Raw genomic sequence first — 16062 nt, forward strand, 5'->3', positions numbered from 1 at the left:
CGACGAAGCCTCCCGCAAAATGGCCCTCGTCATCTCCGGCAAAGGCCGCGCCGCCGGCATGACCCGCACCAGCACATTCCACCCCCCGGAGGCATAAGCCATGCAGTTCGGCCGCACCTATGAGGAATTCAAAGTCGGTGCCGTCTACAAGCACTGGCCGGGGAAGACGGTCACGGAATACGACGACCACCTCTTCTGCCTCCTCACCATGAACCACCACCCCCTCCACATGGACACCCACTACGCCGAGAACACCACGGACTTCGGAAAGAACGTCGTGGTCGGGAACTACATCTACTCCCTCCTTCTCGGCATGTCCGTCCCCGATGTCTCCGGCAAGGCCATCGCCAATCTGGAGATCGAATCGCTCAGGCACGTCGCGCCCACTTTCCACGGCGACACCATTTACGGTGAGACCACCGTTCTCGCCAAAACCCCCTCCCGCTCCAAGAGCGACCGGGGGATCGTCCATGTCGAGACCAAGGGGTACAAGCAGGACGGCACCCTCGTCTGCGTCTTCCGCCGCAAGGTCATGGTCCCGACCGAGACGTACATCAAGGCCCGGGGCGGCGAGCAGCCCGGCAGGCCCGAACTGAAGGAGCAGGTGAAGTAGCGATGGCGCGCCTCGCCCAGACCCACGGGCTGACGGACGTCCAGCAGGAGATCCTGTCGACGGTCCGCGATTTTGTCGACAAGGAGATCCTTCCGGTCGCCACCGAGCTGGAGCACCGCGACGAGTACCCGACGCAGATCGTCGAGGGCCTCAAGGAGCTCGGGCTGTTCGGGCTGATGATCCCGGAGGAGTACGGGGGTCTCGGCGAGTCGCTGCTCACCTACGCACTGTGCGTCGAGGAGATCGCCCGGGGCTGGATGTCGGTCTCGGGCATCATCAATACGCACTTCATCGTGGCGTACATGATCAAGCAGCACGGCACCCAGGAGCAGAAGGACACCTTCCTGCCCCGGATGGCGCTGGGCGAGGTGCGGGGCGCGTTCTCCATGTCGGAGCCGGGCCTCGGCTCCGATGTGTCGGCCATCACCTCGAAGGCCGTGCGGGACGGTGACGAGTACGTCCTCAACGGCCAGAAGATGTGGCTGACGAACGGCGGCACGTCCTCACTGGTCGCCGTTCTGGTGCGCAGTGACGAAGGACACGCCGAGGGCGCGCCCCCGCACCGGTCGATGACGACCTTCCTGGTCGAGAAGGAGCCCGGCTTCGGCGAGGTGCGTCCCGGTCTCACCATCCCGGGGAAGATCGACAAGATGGGCTACAAGGGTGTGGACACCACCGAGCTCATCATGGACGGACTGCGGATTCCGGCCGACCGGGTGCTCGGCGGCACGACGGGCCGGGGTTTTTACCAGATGATGGACGGCGTCGAGGTCGGCCGGGTCAATGTGGCCGCGCGCGGCTGCGGGGTCGCACAGCGGGCCTTCGAGCTGGGCGTCTCCTACGCCCAGCAGCGGCACACCTTCGGCCGGGCGATCGCCGGACATCAGGCCATCCAGTTCAAGCTGGCCGAGATGGCTACCAAGGTCGAGGCCGCCCATGCCATGATGGTCAACGCGGCACGCAAAAAGGACTCCGGGGAGCGAAACGACCTGGAGGCCGGGATGGCGAAATATCTCGCCTCCGAGTACTGCAAGGAGGTCGTCGAGGACGCTTTCCGTATCCACGGCGGATACGGCTTCTCCAAGGAGTACGAGATCGAGCGCCTCTACCGTGAGGCCCCGATGTTGCTGATCGGTGAAGGCACCGCCGAGATCCAGAAAATGATCATCGGTCGACGGCTGCTGGAGGAGTACCGTTTCCAGGGTTGATTGTCGCGTTTGAGTCGGTTCGGCCGCGAAGAAGATCACACCCTGTTATCGCCTTCCGGCCGCCGACTCGGCTTCTGGCTTTCCCAGTTGCCGCCCGCAGACGCTAGCATCGCCGGAAGAGCCGCCGTCCCCGTTGCCAGCGCGGCATCATCCGCTACGAAGGTCATCCATGCCCCACAGCCAAACCTCTGCACCACGCGACGGCTTCCCCAAGGGACGCCTTGCTCGCGGAGCATCGCCGTGGCTTCTGCCGACCGTCGCCACCGCAGCCGTCAGCCTGGCTCGCGCGCGCCGTTCCCGGCGAGCCGCGGTCATCGCCGTGCCCGCCACCGCGCTCGCGGCGGGCATGCTGTGGTTCTTCCGCGACCCCGAGCGCGAGATCGCCCCCGGCAGGGTGATCTCGCCCGCCGACGGCGTGGTGCAGAGCATCATGCCGTGGAAGGACGGTCGCACCCGCGTCGCGATCTTCATGAGTCCGCTGAACGTACATGTCAACCGGGCGCCGCTGGCGGGCACCGTGACCTCCGTGGAGCACATCCCCGGTGGCTTCGTGCCGGCGTTCAACAAGGAGAGCGAGAACAACGAGCGCGTTGTCTGGCACTTCGACACCGAGCTGGGCGACATCGAGATGGTGCAGATCGCGGGCGCCGTCGCCCGGCGCATCGTCCCGTACATCCCCGAGGGTACGAAGGTCGAGCAGGGCGACCGCATCGGTCTGATCCGCTTCGGATCGCGCGTCGACATCTACCTCCCGGAAGATGTCGAGGTCGCGGTCGAGGTCGGGCAGACCACGACCGCGGGGGTGACTCGCATTGACCGTGATTGATCCTGATACACAGGCCGGCTGGGTCGCCGAGGCGGACAACGAGGACGAAGCGGAGGAGATGCCCCTTTCGCTCCGTCTGTCGATAGCGGACACCCTCACTCTCGGTAACGCGACCTGTGGATTCATGGCGGTGTACTTCACCACCACCGGAATCCTCATCCCGCACCTCACGGGCAGCCAGGAGACCGGCATGGCGCGGCACAGCGCCGCCACCGCCGTGATCCTGATGCTGCTCGCGGCGATCTTCGACCTCTGCGACGGGCTCGTGGCGCGCAGGCTGCGCAGCTCGCCGATGGGCGCGGAGCTGGACAACCTCTCGGACCTGATCAGCTTCGGGCTCGCCCCGGCGTACTTCGTGCTCGTCTACGGCATGGTCGCGGACGACGCGCATCAGAACGTCTCGGCGGTCGCGGCGATCGCGGTACTGCTGGCGGTGGTGCTGCGGCTCGCGAGATTCTCGTGCGTGACCATGAAGGACGGCATGTTCCAGGGCATGCCGAGCCCCTTCGGCGCGCTGACGGTCGTCTCGATCGTGCTGCTGGAGCTGCCGTTCATCCCGACCCTGCTGGCGATCGTCGGTACGGCCTGGCTGATGGTGAGCCGGGTCGAGTACCCCAAGCCGCGGGGCGTTCTCGCCGTGGCGATGCTCGGCTGGATCGTCTCCGCGATGGGGCTGCTGGCGGCATGGGCGTTCGACGCCCCGGGCGGTCAGCTGCTGCTCCAGACCGGCTGCGCGCTCCAGGTGGTGCTGGGCGCGGTGATCCCGCTCTTCGCGACGGCCCGCAGAGTGAACACCTTCCGTGACAATCGCCGGGAGGCGCGGGCGGCTCAGCTGCCCTGACGGTATGTGTGGACGAGGGCCCGGGCCGCGGAAAGCGCCCGGGCCCTCGTCGTATCCGGGCCCTGATCGTCCCGGCTTTCGTCGTATCCGGGCCCTGATCCGGACCTCCGGGGCCCTCCCACCGCGCCGAGAGCCGGGACGGACGCGGAAGACGGAAGCGGATCTTCCGGTGCTCTCCCCGCCCGTCGGCGGGGACGCGGCCCCTCGTCAGGTCCCATGACGTCTGGGATCATCGGCGTTCGTGTCAGGGGGAACGCTTCATCAGCTGTTCGAGGACAGGGTGCGGAACGGGCCGGACCGTACCGCCGTGATCACCGACCGCGTCCGGCTGAGCTACGGTCAGCTCGACGCACGGGCCAACCGGCTGGCCCGCCATCTCACCGGGTCCGCCGGCCTCCCGCCGGGCGGACTCGTCGCGATACGCACCCTTCGCACACCGGATGTCCTGGTCGCCGTGCTGGGCGTGCTCAAGGCGGGCGGGGCGTACTCGATCGCCGCGCCGGACGGACGGGAGCCCCGGGGCATCGCCGACGCTCGCGCCGTGATCAGCCACAGCCTCCATCTCGGCCGTGTCGAAGGCCGCGGAAACCGGCCGCTCGTCCTGCTGGACGGGGACGCGGCGGCCCTGGACGCCCACCCGGACGACCCGCTCGACGCGCCCGCGGGCAACCGGGCCGCCGTGCTGTTCACCGCGGGCACCACCGGGCCGCCCAGGGCCGTTCCCGTCTCGCACCGGCGCCTGCTGGCCGCGTACGAGGGCTGGTCGGAGGTCTACCGGCTCACCCCGGACGACCGGGTACTGGTGACGGCCCCGCCCGACACGGCCGCCTTCGCCCTGGGCTGTCTGCGCGCGCTCTGCTCGGGCGCCACGGTGGTGCTGGCGTCCGGCGAGACGTACACGGTGGCCGACACCGACCCGCTGACCGCGGGCACGCTCCTCACCGGCAAGGACCGGCCCGCCGCGCTGCGGCTGCTCGCGGTCGGCGGGGAGCGGCTCCGGCTCGACGAGCACGTACGGCTCGAACGGCTGCTCCGGCCGGGCGCCCGGCTGATCGGTGTGTACGGCCCGGCCGAGGTCGCCGGCTGCGGCACCTGGTTCGAGACAGGACAGCTGCCGGGCCCGGTGACGGACCCCGAGCGTCATGTGTATCTCGGACAGCCGTTCCCCGGCTGCGGGGTGCGCATCCGCAAGGGGCAGATCTGGCTGACCCCGCCGGACGGCGGCGACGCCGTGGCCACCGGGGACCTGGGGCGACGGGCCGGCGAGGGCCCCCTGGAGTTCCGCGGCAGGATGGCCGACCGGGTCAAGGTGGACGGGCGGACCGTCGACACCTACCGCGTCGAGGCCGAGCTGGCCACCCACCCCGGTGTCCGTGAGAGCGTCGTCGCCGCGGGCGGCGGGCGGCTCATCGCCTATGTCGTCCCCGAACCCGGGAGCAGGCCGGGCGAGAAGAGCGTACGGACCCATCTGGCGCGTACCGTGCCCCGCGCGGACGTCCCGGGGACCGTCGTCACGGTGTCCGCGCTCCCGCGCGACCGGGTGGGCAAGGTGGACCGGAGCGCGCTGGTGCGCCCGCCGGGGCGGGCGCGGAGCGGCGCCGCGTCCGGCAAGGGCGGCGGGGGCGGGGGCGGGTCCGATCCGTCGGGCGCCCAGGCCGCCGGGGGCGTGGTGGCGTTCGTGGCGGTGGTCGTGTCGTTCACGTTCACGGATCTTCTGTGGCCCGGTTCGACGGATCTGTCGATCGTGCCGAACCCCTGGGCCTGGTTCTTCCGCGGGCTGTACGTCGCCGAGGGCCTGGCCTTCGGCGCGGGTGCGGGATTCCTGATCGCCGGTTGGCGGCCGATGCTGGAGCGGGGCGGCTCCCGGGCGCTGACCACGGCGGCCCATCTCGCGATCGTCTATCTCCTGGCCTCCTGGTGGCCCCAGGACAATCTGTACCGGCTGGCGGCCAAACAGGACTGGGAGCGCCAGGCCGCCCTGGTCTACGTCTTCAATGTGCCGCTGATGATCGCGGCGGGGATCGTCGCGGTGTGGGCGGTGCGCCTGCCCCGGGACGCATCCGGACGCGGGCCGGGGTCCCTGCGGGAGTGATCGTCGTCCCTGGAGGAGTGATCACCGGAAGAGGTCGGCGAGGGCCCGGCAGGAGGTGCGCACCAGGGCGTCGGCGGCGTCCAGCCGGGCGGCCGTACGGGCCGCCAGAATCACCCCGAGACAGGGGTCGGACGCGCGGGCGGCGGTCGGGATCGACGGTACGAGCACCGCGTCGATCCCGGCGCACTTGTCCGTCAGAGCGGTGAGGAAAGCGGCCAGCTCTCCGTCGGGCAGGCGGGCGCCCAGGGGGACCCGGTCCAGGGACCGTACGAGGTGGTCGCCGCCGTGGATCTCGTCGAGCCGCAGCTTCACCATGAACGCGGCGGACGGTCCGGTCAGGCGCAGATTGGTCTCCGTCGGGGCGAGCCGCCCGCCGGGCCCGGTCACGAAGTCGACGTCGTACCAGCCGCGGTATCCGGCCGCGGCCAGCTCCCGGCCGACGGCGTGCCCGAACCGCAGCGCGGGCCGGTTCAGCGTGTCCGGTACGGCTCCGGGGCCGACGGTGGCGCCCCGGTAGACGGTGTCCTCGACCTCCATCGCCGCCACGCCGACGTCATGGACCTCGCCCCGGGCGTCCACGAGACCGTCGTACGTCGGCTGGCCGCCGTCCCCGACGATGTGCTCCTCCAGCAGCAGGGGCCCTCGGGGCAGTTCACGGGCCCGCACACGGCCGGTGGCCACCCGGGTGCCGGAGCCGCCCGCGCCATGCTCGGTCTTGACGACGGTGCCCGCGCCGGAGCGGGCCCGCGCGGTGATCAGCCGGGCCGCGGCCCGGCGGGTGGCGGGCGTCCACCGCTCGGGCACGAGGATCGCGGGGTGCGCGGTGGCCAGGGTGCGGAACAGGGTGTGGGCGGCGCGTTTGGACTCGTACGCGAGGGCGCCGGGCGGCAGCGGGGCGCCGGTCAGTTCACCGGTGGCCGCCGTGTGCCCCCACGGGACGATGGGCAGTTCCAGGGCGCGCAGCCGTGCGACCAGGGCCGGGCGCGCCAGCAGTTCCTCCTCGGTGAGCCCGTCGTACACCTCGACCCGGGCCCAGCCGAGCTGACGCCCGACCAGTTCGATCCACTGGCGGGGTACGGAGCGGGGGAGCACCAGCGCGGCGGGATGCGGGCTCGCGAACGCGGCGAGGGCGGAGTAGTGGGCCGCCGCGCTCCGGGACTCGTGTGTCGTACCACCGAACTGGGCCTGGAACTCCCCGGCGTTGCCGAGGTGGACCGCCCTCCGGCCGCCGGTCCACGCCTGGGCCCAGTCGGCGCGGGGCGGGATGTCGACGTCCAGCCGGGGCATATCACCGGGTCCGGCTCCGCAAGGCCGGGCACCCAGAGCGCGGTAGAAAGCCTCCGCGTGCGGGTCCGACTCGATACGCAGCCGCCGGAAGCCGAGCGTGCGGGCCCGGTCGGTGACATGCGCGTACAGGGTCCGCCCGATGCCCCGGCGGATCCTCTCCGGCTCGACGAACAGCAGTCCGAGCACACCGTCCGGGGGCTCTCCCTCCAGGGAGGCCATCCCGGTGAGGCGGGCGTCCTCGTCCTCCGCGACGACGATACGGCGGGGTGTGATCTGGTCGGGCGAGACGGTCAGCTGATCCCGGCACGCCTCCATGAACGCCGGTCCGTAGCCCCAGTGGGCCTTCGACCGCAGGACGAGACGGGTGATGGCGTCGGCCTCGTGGGGTTGCGCGTCCCGTATCCACACGGGGGTGAGGCTAACGTGTGCGGCTTGCGCGGGGCTTCCTCAGCGGGTGGGGTTGCTCCCGCGCGTGGTCCTGCGGGCGCGGGGTCCCTGAGGCTGGGGTTCCTCAGCAGGTGCGGGTCCACCCGGCCGAGGTCCGTCCTCAAACGCCGGACAGGCTGGGAGATGGCGCACCCTCCGTCCTCAAACGCCGGACAGGCTAGGCGGTGGCGCGCCGGACAGGCTGGGAGATGGGGCGCGCAGACAAGGGGCCGGGCCCGAGCGGCGTCAGCCCGGTCAGCGAACCCCCCGCTCAGAGGACGAAGTCGCGCGCGATGTCCGACGCGACCCGTTCCAGCAGCTCACCCGCCATCGCCATGCACTTCGCGGGGTCCGGCTCCACCTCCAGGAGGGGATACGCGCGGCGGATCCCCGCCCGCCCCAGCGCCGCGGGTGCGAGCAGGAGCCGCCCGCAGACCGCGACGACGTCGGCGCCCCGCGCACGGGCCGCCGCTGCGACTCCCGCCGGAGCCTTGCCGTGGAGAGTCTGCTCGTCGAGGGAGCCCTCCCCGGTGATCACCAGGGTCGCCCGGGACAGCGCCTCGGCGAACCCGAGGACGTCGAGCATGACCTCGATCCCCGGGCGGAACCGCGCGCCGAGGGCCACCAGCGCTCCGTACCCGACCCCGCCCGCCGCGCCCGCCCCGGGCGCCTCCGCGGCTTCGGCGCCGAGGACGGACGCATAGTGCGCGAGGGCCGCGTCGAGCGCGGCCACGTCGGACGGCGAGGCCCCCTTCTGCGGGCCGTACATCGCCGCCGCCCCCCGGGGACCCGTCAGCGGATTGTCGACATCGCCGGCGAGCACCAGATCGACGTCCCGCAGGCGCGGGTCGAGCCCGGACAGATCCGCGGCCGCCAGGTCGCGCAGACCCCCGCCGCCGGGCCCCACGGGTCCACCCTCGGCGTCGAGGAAACGCGCGCCGAGCGCGGTGAGCATGCCCGCTCCGCCGTCGGTCGTCGCGCTGCCGCCGACACCGAAGACGATCGTCCGGGCGCCCGCGTCCAGCGCGGCACGCAGGAGTTCCCCGGAGCCGTGGGTCGTGGCGGTCAGGGGCGCGAAGACGCCCTCCGGCAGCAGTTGGAGCCCGGACGCCTCCGCCATCTCCACGACCGCCGTGCCGTCCCGCAGGGCGTACACCGCGGTCACCGGCTCCCCGAGCGGCCCGGTCACCCGTACCTCCCGGCGGTCGAAGCCCGCGGCCACCGCCGCCGCGACCGTACCGTCGCCGCCGTCCGCGACGGGCAGGGCCGCCACCTCCAGAGTGGGCACCACCCGCTTGAGCCCGGCCGTGACCCGCTCGGCGACCTCCACCGCGGTGAGCGAGCCCTTGAACTTGTCGGCCGCCACGAGAACCCGCGCGGGCCGGATCACCGATCCGTCCGTCACCTTGTATCCCTTTGCATTCGAACGGGCAGTCGTGCCGTTCCGACCCTATCCGCCCGGTTGCTGCACGTGCCACCCGTCTCCGGGGTAGACCAGACATATGGGCCTTCACCACACGGAGCTGACCAACCGGATCCTCGGTGGCTGGCTGGGCAGAATCGCGGGAAACATGCTCGGCAAACCCGTGGAGCGCGGCGAGTACTGGACACGCGAGCGCATCGACCGCTATCTGCGCCGTACGGACGCTCTGCCGCTCACCGACTACCTTCCCGCTCCCCCGGCCGACGCCGAACCGGGTGAGTTCGATCTGCGCCCGGAGTGGCGGGAGTGTGTACGCGGCCGGATCCACGGCAGTTGCCGCGACGACGACGTGGACTACGCGATCCTCGGTCTGCATCTGCTGGAGAGGCACGGCTTCGCGTTCACGACCGGGCAAGTGGGCGAGTTGTGGCTGAACCGGCTGCCGTACCTCCAGACGTTCACCGCCGAACGGGTCGCCTACCGCAATCTCGCCAACGGGCTCAAGCCGCCGCTGACCGCCTCGTACGACAATCCCTACCAGGAGTGGATCGGCGCCCTCATCCGCGCGGACGTCTTCGGCTGGACCTCCCCCGGCGACCCGGCCCGCGCCGCGGCACTCGCCCGCCGGGACGCGGCCCTCTCCCACCAGGGGAACGGTGTGTACGGAGCGATGTGGGCCGCGGCCGTGATCGCCGCCGCGTTCACCGCGAGCGGGCCGCGCGAGGCGATCGAGGCGGGCCTCGCCCAGGTGCCCGCGGGCAGCCGGCTGGCGCGGACGGTCCGCCACACCGCCGCGCTCCACGAGTCGGGCACCTCGTGGGCCGACACGCTCACGGAGCTGGAGGTCGGCACCCGGGGCCTCGGCTGGATCCACACCGTCCCCAACGCCGCCGTCATCACCGCGGGATTGCTGTACGGCTCGGGCGACTTCACCCGCACGATCGCGCTGACGGTACGCGGCGGCCTGGACACCGACTCCAACGGGGCGACGGCGGGCTCGGTGGCGGGTGTGCTGTGCGGTGCCTCCGCGATCCCCGCGCGATGGACCGCGCCCCTGGAGGACCGGGTGCGCAGTGCGGTGTTCGGATTCGACGGGGCGCGGATCAGTGAACTGGCGGCACGTACGGTCCAGTTGGCGGACGGCCGCTGAACCGGCTCCGTTCCGCCGGGCCGCTCCGCCCGCGACACCCCCGGCGCCCCGGCGCCCGACGTCTAGGCTTCCGGCGTGACCATGGACTATTCCGCGTACATCGCGACCCTCCCCCGCGTCCTCTCCGGCGCCGCCGCACTCTTCCGCGACGACCGGGGCCGGGTACTCCTCGTCGAGCCCAACTACCGGGAGGGCTGGGCCCTGCCGGGCGGCACGATCGAGTCGGACGGGGGCGAGACGCCCCGTCAGGCCGCCGCGCGGGAGACCCTGGAGGAGATCGGGCTCGATGTGGAGCCGGGCGCGCTGCTGGCGGTCGACTGGGTGCGCGGTCCGCAGCGCCCGCCGATCGTCGCCTATGTGTACGACGGAGGGGTGCTGACGGAGACACAGCTCAAGTCGATCAGGCTCCAGGAGGAGGAACTGCTGTCCTGGCGGCTGGTGGAGCGGAACGAGGTCCCGGGCCTGCTGCTGGGATCCCTCGGCAGCCGGGTTCTGGCCGCGCTGGACGCGCTGGAGGCCGGGCGGGGTCCGGTGGAGCTCGTCGACGGCCTCCCGGCCGGCTGACACCCGCTTTTGTCGGCGGGAACAAGTCACCGGGGAGGCCGGTTGACCGAGTACTGAAAGGAATTGAACGGTACTGAGGGTACGAGGCGTCACCGAACGGACGATGGAGGCAATCATGCCCGGCGACAAGGCCATGCTGTTCCTGGCGGACGCGGCGGACCTCGTGCGGACCGGCCCCGAGGGGGCGGGGACCGTGATCGCGATGGTGACCTCGCCCGCCGCCGCGGCCGCACTGGCGGGTGAGCTGGTCGAGCAGGGGGTCGACACCATCGAGCTGTGCGGCGCCACGGGTTTCACCTGGGTGCCGGAGGTCGAGGCCGCGGTGAAGGGCCGCGCCCGGGTCGGCACGGTGGTCTTCGGCTTCGAGTCCCTCCTCGACGTCGCCCGCTACAAGCAGCGCGCCACGGACGGCGAGTCCCTGACCGCGCTGTTCATCCATGTACGGGAGGGCGCCGACCCCGAGGTGGACCGGCTGGAGCTCCAGGAAGGGCCTTCGCGCTCGCTGTTCGTCGCGGTACCGCGCGCGGAGGACGGAGCCGCGGTCGCCGCCGCACTCGCGGACCGGATCGACCTGATCGAGCTGTACGGAGGGTTCCGGCCCGAGCACGCGGCCGCGGTGATCAGGGCCGTGGACGAGCGGGTTCCGGTTGGGGTCGCGGTGCATGCGACGGTCCCGCATCCGGACGGGGCCTGATCGCCGCGGGCCGACGGGGACACCGGCGGGGCCCGGGAAAACACAAAACGGTTCGCCGCCCGGGGAAGGGACTGCATACCCTCGCCGTATGACTCTCGTCGCGATTCTCAGCGGCGCCGGTGTCTCCACGGACTCCGGCATTCCCGACTACCGGGGGCCGAACGGGGTGTGGAAGCGCGATCCGGAGGCCGAGAAGCTCGTCACCTACGACTACTACATGGCCGACCCGGACATCCGCCGCCGCTCCTGGCTGATGCGGCGCTCCAGTCCCGCCTGGTCCGCGCGGCCGAACGAGGCGCATCTCGCGGTGGCGGAACTGGAGCGGCGCCCCGGCTATGCCGTCCGGGTGATCACCCAGAACGTCGACGGACTGCATCAGCTCGCCGGGATGCCCGAGCGCAAGGTCCTCGAACTCCACGGCACGGCCCGTACGGTCGTCTGCACCCGGTGCGAGGCGCGCTCCTCCATGGAGGAGGCGCTCACCCGTGTGGAGGCGGGCGAGGATGATCCGCCGTGCCTCGCGTGCGGGGGGATCCTCAAGTCCGCGACGGTCATGTTCGGGGAGCGGCTCGATCCCGCCGTCCTGTCGCAGGCGATGACCGTGGCCAAGGCGAGCGAGGTCTTCATCGCGGTCGGTACGAGTCTCCAGGTGCAGCCTGCGGCGTCGCTGACAGGGATGGCTGCGGAGGGTGGTGCGCGGGTGGTCATCGTGAACGCTGAGGCGACACCGTACGACGAGGTCGCGGACGAGGTCGTGCGCGAGCCGATCGGTACGGCGCTTCCGAGGCTGCTGCGCGAGCTTCCCTGACCCGGGCCCCGGGCCCGCGTCGCCGCCGGGCCAGCCCTGTGGCCCGGGTCCGTCCTCGACCGCCGGACGGGCTGGGTTCGCCCTGACCGCAGGTTCGTCCTCGGGCACGGTTCTGCCCATCGGACCGAAAGACACTCAGTTCTCCCGGTGGGAGGCCCCGTGCAGGGCCCGGTGGCGGAAGGCTCCGGGGGTGAGGCCGTACGCGTCGCGAAACGCGCGGCCGAAGACGGTCACATTGGTGAAGCCCCAGCGCGTGGCGATCACATGGATGGGACGGGCGGCCAGTTCGGGACGGGCGAGGTCGGCGCGGCAGCGCTCCAGACGGCGGTTTCTGATGGAGGCGGCCACGCTCTCCTCGCGCTGTTCGAAGACCGCGTACAGCGTGCGCAGGGAGATGTGGTGGCGGGCGGCGACGACACCGGGGCTGAGGGCGGGATCGTGCAGGTTGTGGGCGATGAAGGCGTCGATCCGCTGCATCAGCAGTTGGGCGCGCGTTCTGGCCGGAAGCCGGTCCCGGGCCCCCAGATGATGGGCGAGGAAGCCGGACGCCAAGTCCACCGCCAGAGTCCCGAGCCGGCGCCTCTCCCGCGGTGAGCAGTCGGCGGCATGGGTCGCCAGCGTCCGCATGAACCGGCTCAGGAAGACTCCCATACCCCCATGGGCCGGCAGGGATCGTGCGACCAGCCGGTCGATCCTGTCCCCGGGTAGCGGTACCGCCTCCCGCAGCAGGTGCAACGTGATCAGCCGTGTGTCGTGTGTCCCGGCTCCCGTTCCCGTGGTGTGGGGCTGCGAGGTGTCGAAGACCACCACCTCGCCGGCGGCGATCTCGGCGTCGTTACGGCGCTGGGAGATCCACATGGAGCCCTCGGTTATCAGGGCCAGGATGTACTGACCCGGATCGCCGCGCCTGATCAGTGCGGGTGTACGCCAGGACCGGAGGGCCCCGTGGCTGAAGCACGACACATCACAGGCTCCGAGTGCCAGTGTCCCGGCACTGGCGTGAAAGGTGTTCGGGTTCTCGATGGCGAGCCGGGTGGGAGCGACCGAGCGGCCGATGAGTTCGTGGTACCAGTCGGACCTCTCCCCTTCGGGCAGGTCCTGGGTGGACATCCGCGCCCACATCGGCTCCTCCTCCCCGCCATGACGGGTTCCGGCCCCGGCCGGCAGGACCACGGCCCGCGCCCGTCAGGGGCTTCGGAAGAGTTCTCAGAGCCACTGCTGGTGACGGCCGCCGTTGCAGGTCCACTGGATCGCCCTGGCTCCGGCTGTCGTGGTCGACGGCACTTCGAGACACTTGCCGGAGTAGACGTTCCGGTACGTCAGGTCGCCCCGGTCCCACCACCACTTCTCGTCGACGGCGCCGTTGCAGGTGTACTGGATTACCCGGGCCCCGTTGGCGAGACTGGAACCCACCCCCATACACTTCCCGGAGTACCGGTTCTTCAGGAAGTAAGCGCGGTAGCCGTTGTTGTCCGTCGTCGGGACAAATTCCCAGAGCTCGTCCAGCGAGTTGTTGCAGGTCCACTGGATCACCGGGGCACCGTTGCCGGTCTGGCTGCCCACCCCCGCGCACAGACCGCTGAAGTAGTTCAGCAGCTGCCGGGTGGCCACTGCCCTCCTGGAATCGGGCGCGGAGACGCCTTGCGTCCCGGACGAGCCGATCGCCCGCGAGGGGGCGGCGGCACTCACATCCTGCCCGTCGACGGCGGCACTCGACGGAGGGGTGGCCAGCACAGCCGTGGCCACGACCGCCCCCGCTGAAGTCACGGCACTGGTGATTCTGCGGATCTTCATAGGCTCTCCCGATCTCATTGCCGATGAACGATGTGCGTGTGTGAACCTACGGTCGGGCGCGGCCCGTGAGTCGACCGGGAACGCGGGATGACCCGACGATCCGTGCACAGTGCGTCCACCGCCGCGGTAGTCCTCCGGCCGGGGCAGGGACGCGGTCAGAACAGGGCGGCCTCCTCGCCCGGCGCGCCCGACTCGAACGCCAGCAGCCGCTGTTTGCGGCCCAGTCCGCCTCCGTACCCCACGAGCTTCCCCGTGGAGCCGATCACCCGGTGGCAGGGCACGATGATGCTGACCGGGTTCTTGCCGTTGGCGAGGCCGACGGCGCGGGAGGCGTTCGGCTTGCCGAGTTCGTGCGCGAGGTCGCCGTAGGTACGGGTCTCGCCGTACGGGATGCTCAGCAGCCGGTCCCATACGCTCCGCTGGAACTCCGTGCCCTCCAGTCGCAGCGGCAGGTCGAACGCGGTCAACTCCCGGGCGAAGTACGCGTCGAGCTGACGGATCACCGGTCCGAAGGGGCCGGAGGCGGCTTCGCCGAAGGTCTCCTCGTCGGGCCGGTGACGCTGTTCGGTCATATAGAGGCCGCTCAGGGCTCCGTCGGTCGCGACGAGCGTCAGAGCGCCGTAAGGGCTGTCGACGACGGTGTGCTGCCTGATCATGATCCGGCTCCTGGTGCGGGAAGGTAGTTGATGGGGTGATCACCGGTGGCCCAGAGGTACTGGACCGCGTACGCCCGCCAGGGCCGCCAGGCGGCCGCGTGCGCGGTGAGTGCGGCGGGTGTCGCGGGAAGCCCGGCGTCGGCCGCGGCGCGGCGCATGCCGAGGTCGGTCGGGAGGAAGGCGTCGGGGTCGCCGAGGGCGCGCATGGCGATGACCTCGACGGTCCAGGGGCCGAAGCCCGGCAGGGCGCCCAGACGGGCACGGGCCTCGTCCCAGTCGCTGTCGACCCCGAGGCGCAGTGTCCCCCCGGCGAGCGCGGCGACGAGCGTGGTGAGGGTGGTGCGGCGGCTGCGGGGGAGCGCGAGGGCCCCGGGGTCGAGCGCGGCCAGTGCCGCGGGCGACGGGAAGAGATGCGTGAGGCCGCCCCCGGGGTCCTCGACCCGCTCCCCGTGGGCGGTGACCAGACGGGCCGCGTGGGTGCGGGCGGCGGCCGTCGAGACCTGCTGCCCGAGCACCGCCCGTACGGCGAACTCCGCCGCGTCGACGGTCCTCGGCACTCGGCGGCCGGGTTCCTTGTCCACCAGCGGCCGGAGCAGCGGATCGGCCCCGAGCCGCTCGTCGACGGCGACGGGGTCGGCGTCGAGGTCGAGCAGCCGGCGGCAGCGGCTGATCGCGATGGTCAGATCGCGGGGGTCGGTGAGGGAGAGCCGGCATCCGATGTGGTCCGGGTGCGGGGTGAGGGCGGCAATGCCGTGCCCGTACGGGAGGCGAAGGGTGCGGCGGTACGCGCCGTCCCGCCACTCCTCCACACCGGGTACGGCGGTCGCGGCGAGATGGCCGAAGAGGTTGCTGGGGCTGAGGGGCGCGCGGTACGGCAGCCGCAGCGCGATCATCCCGGGGGCCGGGGCCGGGGCCGGGGTGGCGGCGCCGTGCCGTGCGGACCGGGCGCGCAGTTCGCCGGGGGTGAGGGCGAAGACCTCGCGGACGGTGTCGTTGAAGGTGCGGATGGAGGAGAAACCGGCCGCGAAGGCGACCTCGGCCATGGGGAGGCCGGTGGTCTCGATGAGGATGCGCGCGGTCTGGGCACGCTGGGCGCGGGCGAGCGCCAGCGGCCCGGCGCCCAGTTCGGCGAGGAGCTGTCGCTCGACCTGCCGGGTGGAGTAGCCGAGACGGGCGGCGAGGCCGGGGACGCCCTCGCGGTCGACGACACCGTCCCCGATCAGCCGCATGGCACGGGCGACGGTGTCGGCGCGGGCGTTCCACTCGGGCGAGCCGGGGCTGGTGTCGGGCCGGCAGCGCTTGCAGGCGCGGAACCCTGCCTGCTGGCAGGCGGCGGCGCTCGGGTGGAAGGTCATGTTCTCGGGCTTGGGCGGTACGGCAGGGCAGCTGGGGCGGCAGTAGATGCCCGTGGTCAGCACGGCAGTGAAGAACCAGCCGTCGAATCGGGCGTCCTTCGACTGGACGGCGCGTACGCAGCGCTCGGTGTCGGTGTGCATGCTTCAAGGATGGGGCAGACGACCGGCTGAAGCTCGCGAGAAAACGACATGGACGTCCGCCTGCCAGGGCCCGGCCGTTTCACGGTGGTGATCACCACCGGGACCGGTACCCCGGGATCGGCCCCGGGACCGTGCGCGAGGGCAGGTGCCGGGGTGCCGCCCGGGAGGCCGCGGGTCCCGGCCC

The 16062-nt window shown here is 71.6% G+C and carries 15 protein-coding genes; 9 read left to right on the plus strand and 6 right to left on the minus strand.

The genetic code is table 11. The annotated features are described in order from the left end of the window. Positions 1–100: 100 nt before the first annotated feature. The 5 genes from ACIBCM_RS34780 to ACIBCM_RS34800 all read left to right on the plus strand — a co-directional run bounded on the left by ACIBCM_RS34780 (position 101) and on the right by ACIBCM_RS34800 (position 5580). On the plus strand, positions 101–613 hold the full coding sequence (locus tag ACIBCM_RS34780; protein WP_399250381.1) for a MaoC family dehydratase: 513 nt from the start codon (positions 101–103) through the stop codon (positions 611–613). 2 nt (positions 614–615) lie between these two features. Next, the gene (locus tag ACIBCM_RS34785; RefSeq protein ID WP_399250383.1) at positions 616–1821 is read left to right on the plus strand and encodes an acyl-CoA dehydrogenase family protein; all 1206 of its coding nucleotides are present in this window, start codon (positions 616–618) and stop codon (positions 1819–1821) included. A 169-nt stretch (positions 1822–1990) separates the two neighbouring features. Beyond that, positions 1991–2647 carry a phosphatidylserine decarboxylase gene (locus tag ACIBCM_RS34790; RefSeq protein WP_399250385.1) on the plus strand — a complete coding sequence of 219 codons (657 nt, stop codon included), beginning with the start codon at positions 1991–1993 and terminating at the stop codon, positions 2645–2647. After that, positions 2634–3488, plus strand: coding sequence for a CDP-diacylglycerol--serine O-phosphatidyltransferase (pssA, locus tag ACIBCM_RS34795; protein WP_399250387.1), 855 nt, complete (start codon positions 2634–2636; stop codon positions 3486–3488). Before ACIBCM_RS34790 ends, pssA begins: the two co-directional genes overlap by 14 nt. 280 nt (positions 3489–3768) lie before the next feature. Next, positions 3769–5580, plus strand: a complete 1812-nt coding sequence (locus tag ACIBCM_RS34800; RefSeq protein ID WP_399250424.1) for an AMP-binding protein — start codon at positions 3769–3771, stop codon at positions 5578–5580. A 21-nt stretch (positions 5581–5601) separates the two neighbouring features. Here ACIBCM_RS34800 and ACIBCM_RS34805 read toward each other — a convergent pair whose 3' ends face one another. Beyond that, on the minus strand, positions 5602–7275 hold the full coding sequence (locus ACIBCM_RS34805) for a GNAT family N-acetyltransferase (RefSeq protein ID WP_399250389.1): 1674 nt from the start codon (positions 7273–7275) through the stop codon (positions 5602–5604). Positions 7276–7564: 289 nt separating this feature from the next. Further along, positions 7565–8680 (minus strand): glycerate kinase, encoded by a 1116-nt coding sequence (locus ACIBCM_RS34810; protein ID WP_399250426.1) that lies wholly within the window; start codon positions 8678–8680, stop codon positions 7565–7567. 115 nt (positions 8681–8795) lie between these two features. On the opposite strand from ACIBCM_RS34810, the gene ACIBCM_RS34815 reads away from it, so the two are divergent. From ACIBCM_RS34815 to ACIBCM_RS34830, 4 genes are all read left to right on the plus strand, one after another. Further along, positions 8796–9866, plus strand: a complete 1071-nt coding sequence (locus tag ACIBCM_RS34815; protein WP_399250391.1) for an ADP-ribosylglycohydrolase family protein — start codon at positions 8796–8798, stop codon at positions 9864–9866. Between the two features lie 81 nt (positions 9867–9947). Then, positions 9948–10430, plus strand: coding sequence for an NUDIX domain-containing protein (locus ACIBCM_RS34820; protein WP_399250428.1), 483 nt, complete (start codon positions 9948–9950; stop codon positions 10428–10430). Positions 10431–10545: 115 nt separating this feature from the next. After that, positions 10546–11124: a DUF6506 family protein gene (locus tag ACIBCM_RS34825; protein WP_399250393.1), complete on the plus strand. Its 579-nt coding sequence runs from the start codon at positions 10546–10548 to the stop codon at positions 11122–11124. 88 nt (positions 11125–11212) lie between these two features. Continuing rightward, positions 11213–11932, plus strand: a complete 720-nt coding sequence (locus ACIBCM_RS34830) for an SIR2 family NAD-dependent protein deacylase (protein WP_399250395.1) — start codon at positions 11213–11215, stop codon at positions 11930–11932. 135 nt (positions 11933–12067) lie between these two features. Here the strand turns inward: ACIBCM_RS34830 and ACIBCM_RS34835 are convergent, their stop codons facing one another. The 4 genes from ACIBCM_RS34835 to ACIBCM_RS34850 all read right to left on the minus strand — a co-directional run bounded on the left by ACIBCM_RS34835 (position 12068) and on the right by ACIBCM_RS34850 (position 15878). Beyond that, on the minus strand, positions 12068–13042 hold the full coding sequence (locus ACIBCM_RS34835; RefSeq protein ID WP_399250397.1) for a helix-turn-helix domain-containing protein: 975 nt from the start codon (positions 13040–13042) through the stop codon (positions 12068–12070). A 96-nt stretch (positions 13043–13138) separates the two neighbouring features. Then, positions 13139–13726: an RICIN domain-containing protein gene (locus tag ACIBCM_RS34840; protein WP_399250399.1), complete on the minus strand. Its 588-nt coding sequence runs from the start codon at positions 13724–13726 to the stop codon at positions 13139–13141. Positions 13727–13881: 155 nt separating this feature from the next. Then, the gene (locus ACIBCM_RS34845; protein ID WP_399250401.1) at positions 13882–14382 is read right to left on the minus strand and encodes a methylated-DNA--[protein]-cysteine S-methyltransferase; all 501 of its coding nucleotides are present in this window, start codon (positions 14380–14382) and stop codon (positions 13882–13884) included. After that, on the minus strand, positions 14379–15878 hold the full coding sequence (locus ACIBCM_RS34850) for an AlkA N-terminal domain-containing protein (RefSeq protein ID WP_399250403.1): 1500 nt from the start codon (positions 15876–15878) through the stop codon (positions 14379–14381). The genes ACIBCM_RS34845 and ACIBCM_RS34850 overlap by 4 nt, the downstream gene beginning before the upstream one ends. Between the last annotated feature and the right edge of the window lie 184 nt (positions 15879–16062).

The organism is Streptomyces sp. NPDC051018 (genome assembly GCF_044456085.1).
In the GTDB taxonomy this organism is placed as follows: Bacteria; Actinomycetota; Actinomycetes; order Streptomycetales; family Streptomycetaceae; genus Streptomyces.

Bases quoted from the DNA above. Each gene is read 5' to 3' on its own strand.
- ACIBCM_RS34835 (WP_399250397.1), bottom strand. From the start codon at position 13,042: ATGTCCACCCAGGACCTGCCCGAAGGGGAGAGGTCCGACTGGTACCAC.
- ACIBCM_RS34815 (WP_399250391.1), top strand. From the start codon at position 8,796: ATGGGCCTTCACCACACGGAGCTGACCAACCGGATCCTCGGTGGCTGG.
- ACIBCM_RS34840 (WP_399250399.1), bottom strand. From the start codon at position 13,726: ATGAAGATCCGCAGAATCACCAGTGCCGTGACTTCAGCGGGGGCGGTC.
- ACIBCM_RS34850 (WP_399250403.1), bottom strand. From the start codon at position 15,878: ATGCACACCGACACCGAGCGCTGCGTACGCGCCGTCCAGTCGAAGGAC.
- ACIBCM_RS34825 (WP_399250393.1), top strand. From the start codon at position 10,546: ATGCCCGGCGACAAGGCCATGCTGTTCCTGGCGGACGCGGCGGACCTC.
- ACIBCM_RS34830 (WP_399250395.1), top strand. From the start codon at position 11,213: ATGACTCTCGTCGCGATTCTCAGCGGCGCCGGTGTCTCCACGGACTCC.
- ACIBCM_RS34845 (WP_399250401.1), bottom strand. From the start codon at position 14,382: ATGATCAGGCAGCACACCGTCGTCGACAGCCCTTACGGCGCTCTGACG.
- ACIBCM_RS34820 (WP_399250428.1), top strand. From the start codon at position 9,948: ATGGACTATTCCGCGTACATCGCGACCCTCCCCCGCGTCCTCTCCGGC.
- ACIBCM_RS34785 (WP_399250383.1), top strand. From the start codon at position 616: ATGGCGCGCCTCGCCCAGACCCACGGGCTGACGGACGTCCAGCAGGAG.
- ACIBCM_RS34790 (WP_399250385.1), top strand. From the start codon at position 1,991: ATGCCCCACAGCCAAACCTCTGCACCACGCGACGGCTTCCCCAAGGGA.
- ACIBCM_RS34780 (WP_399250381.1), top strand. From the start codon at position 101: ATGCAGTTCGGCCGCACCTATGAGGAATTCAAAGTCGGTGCCGTCTAC.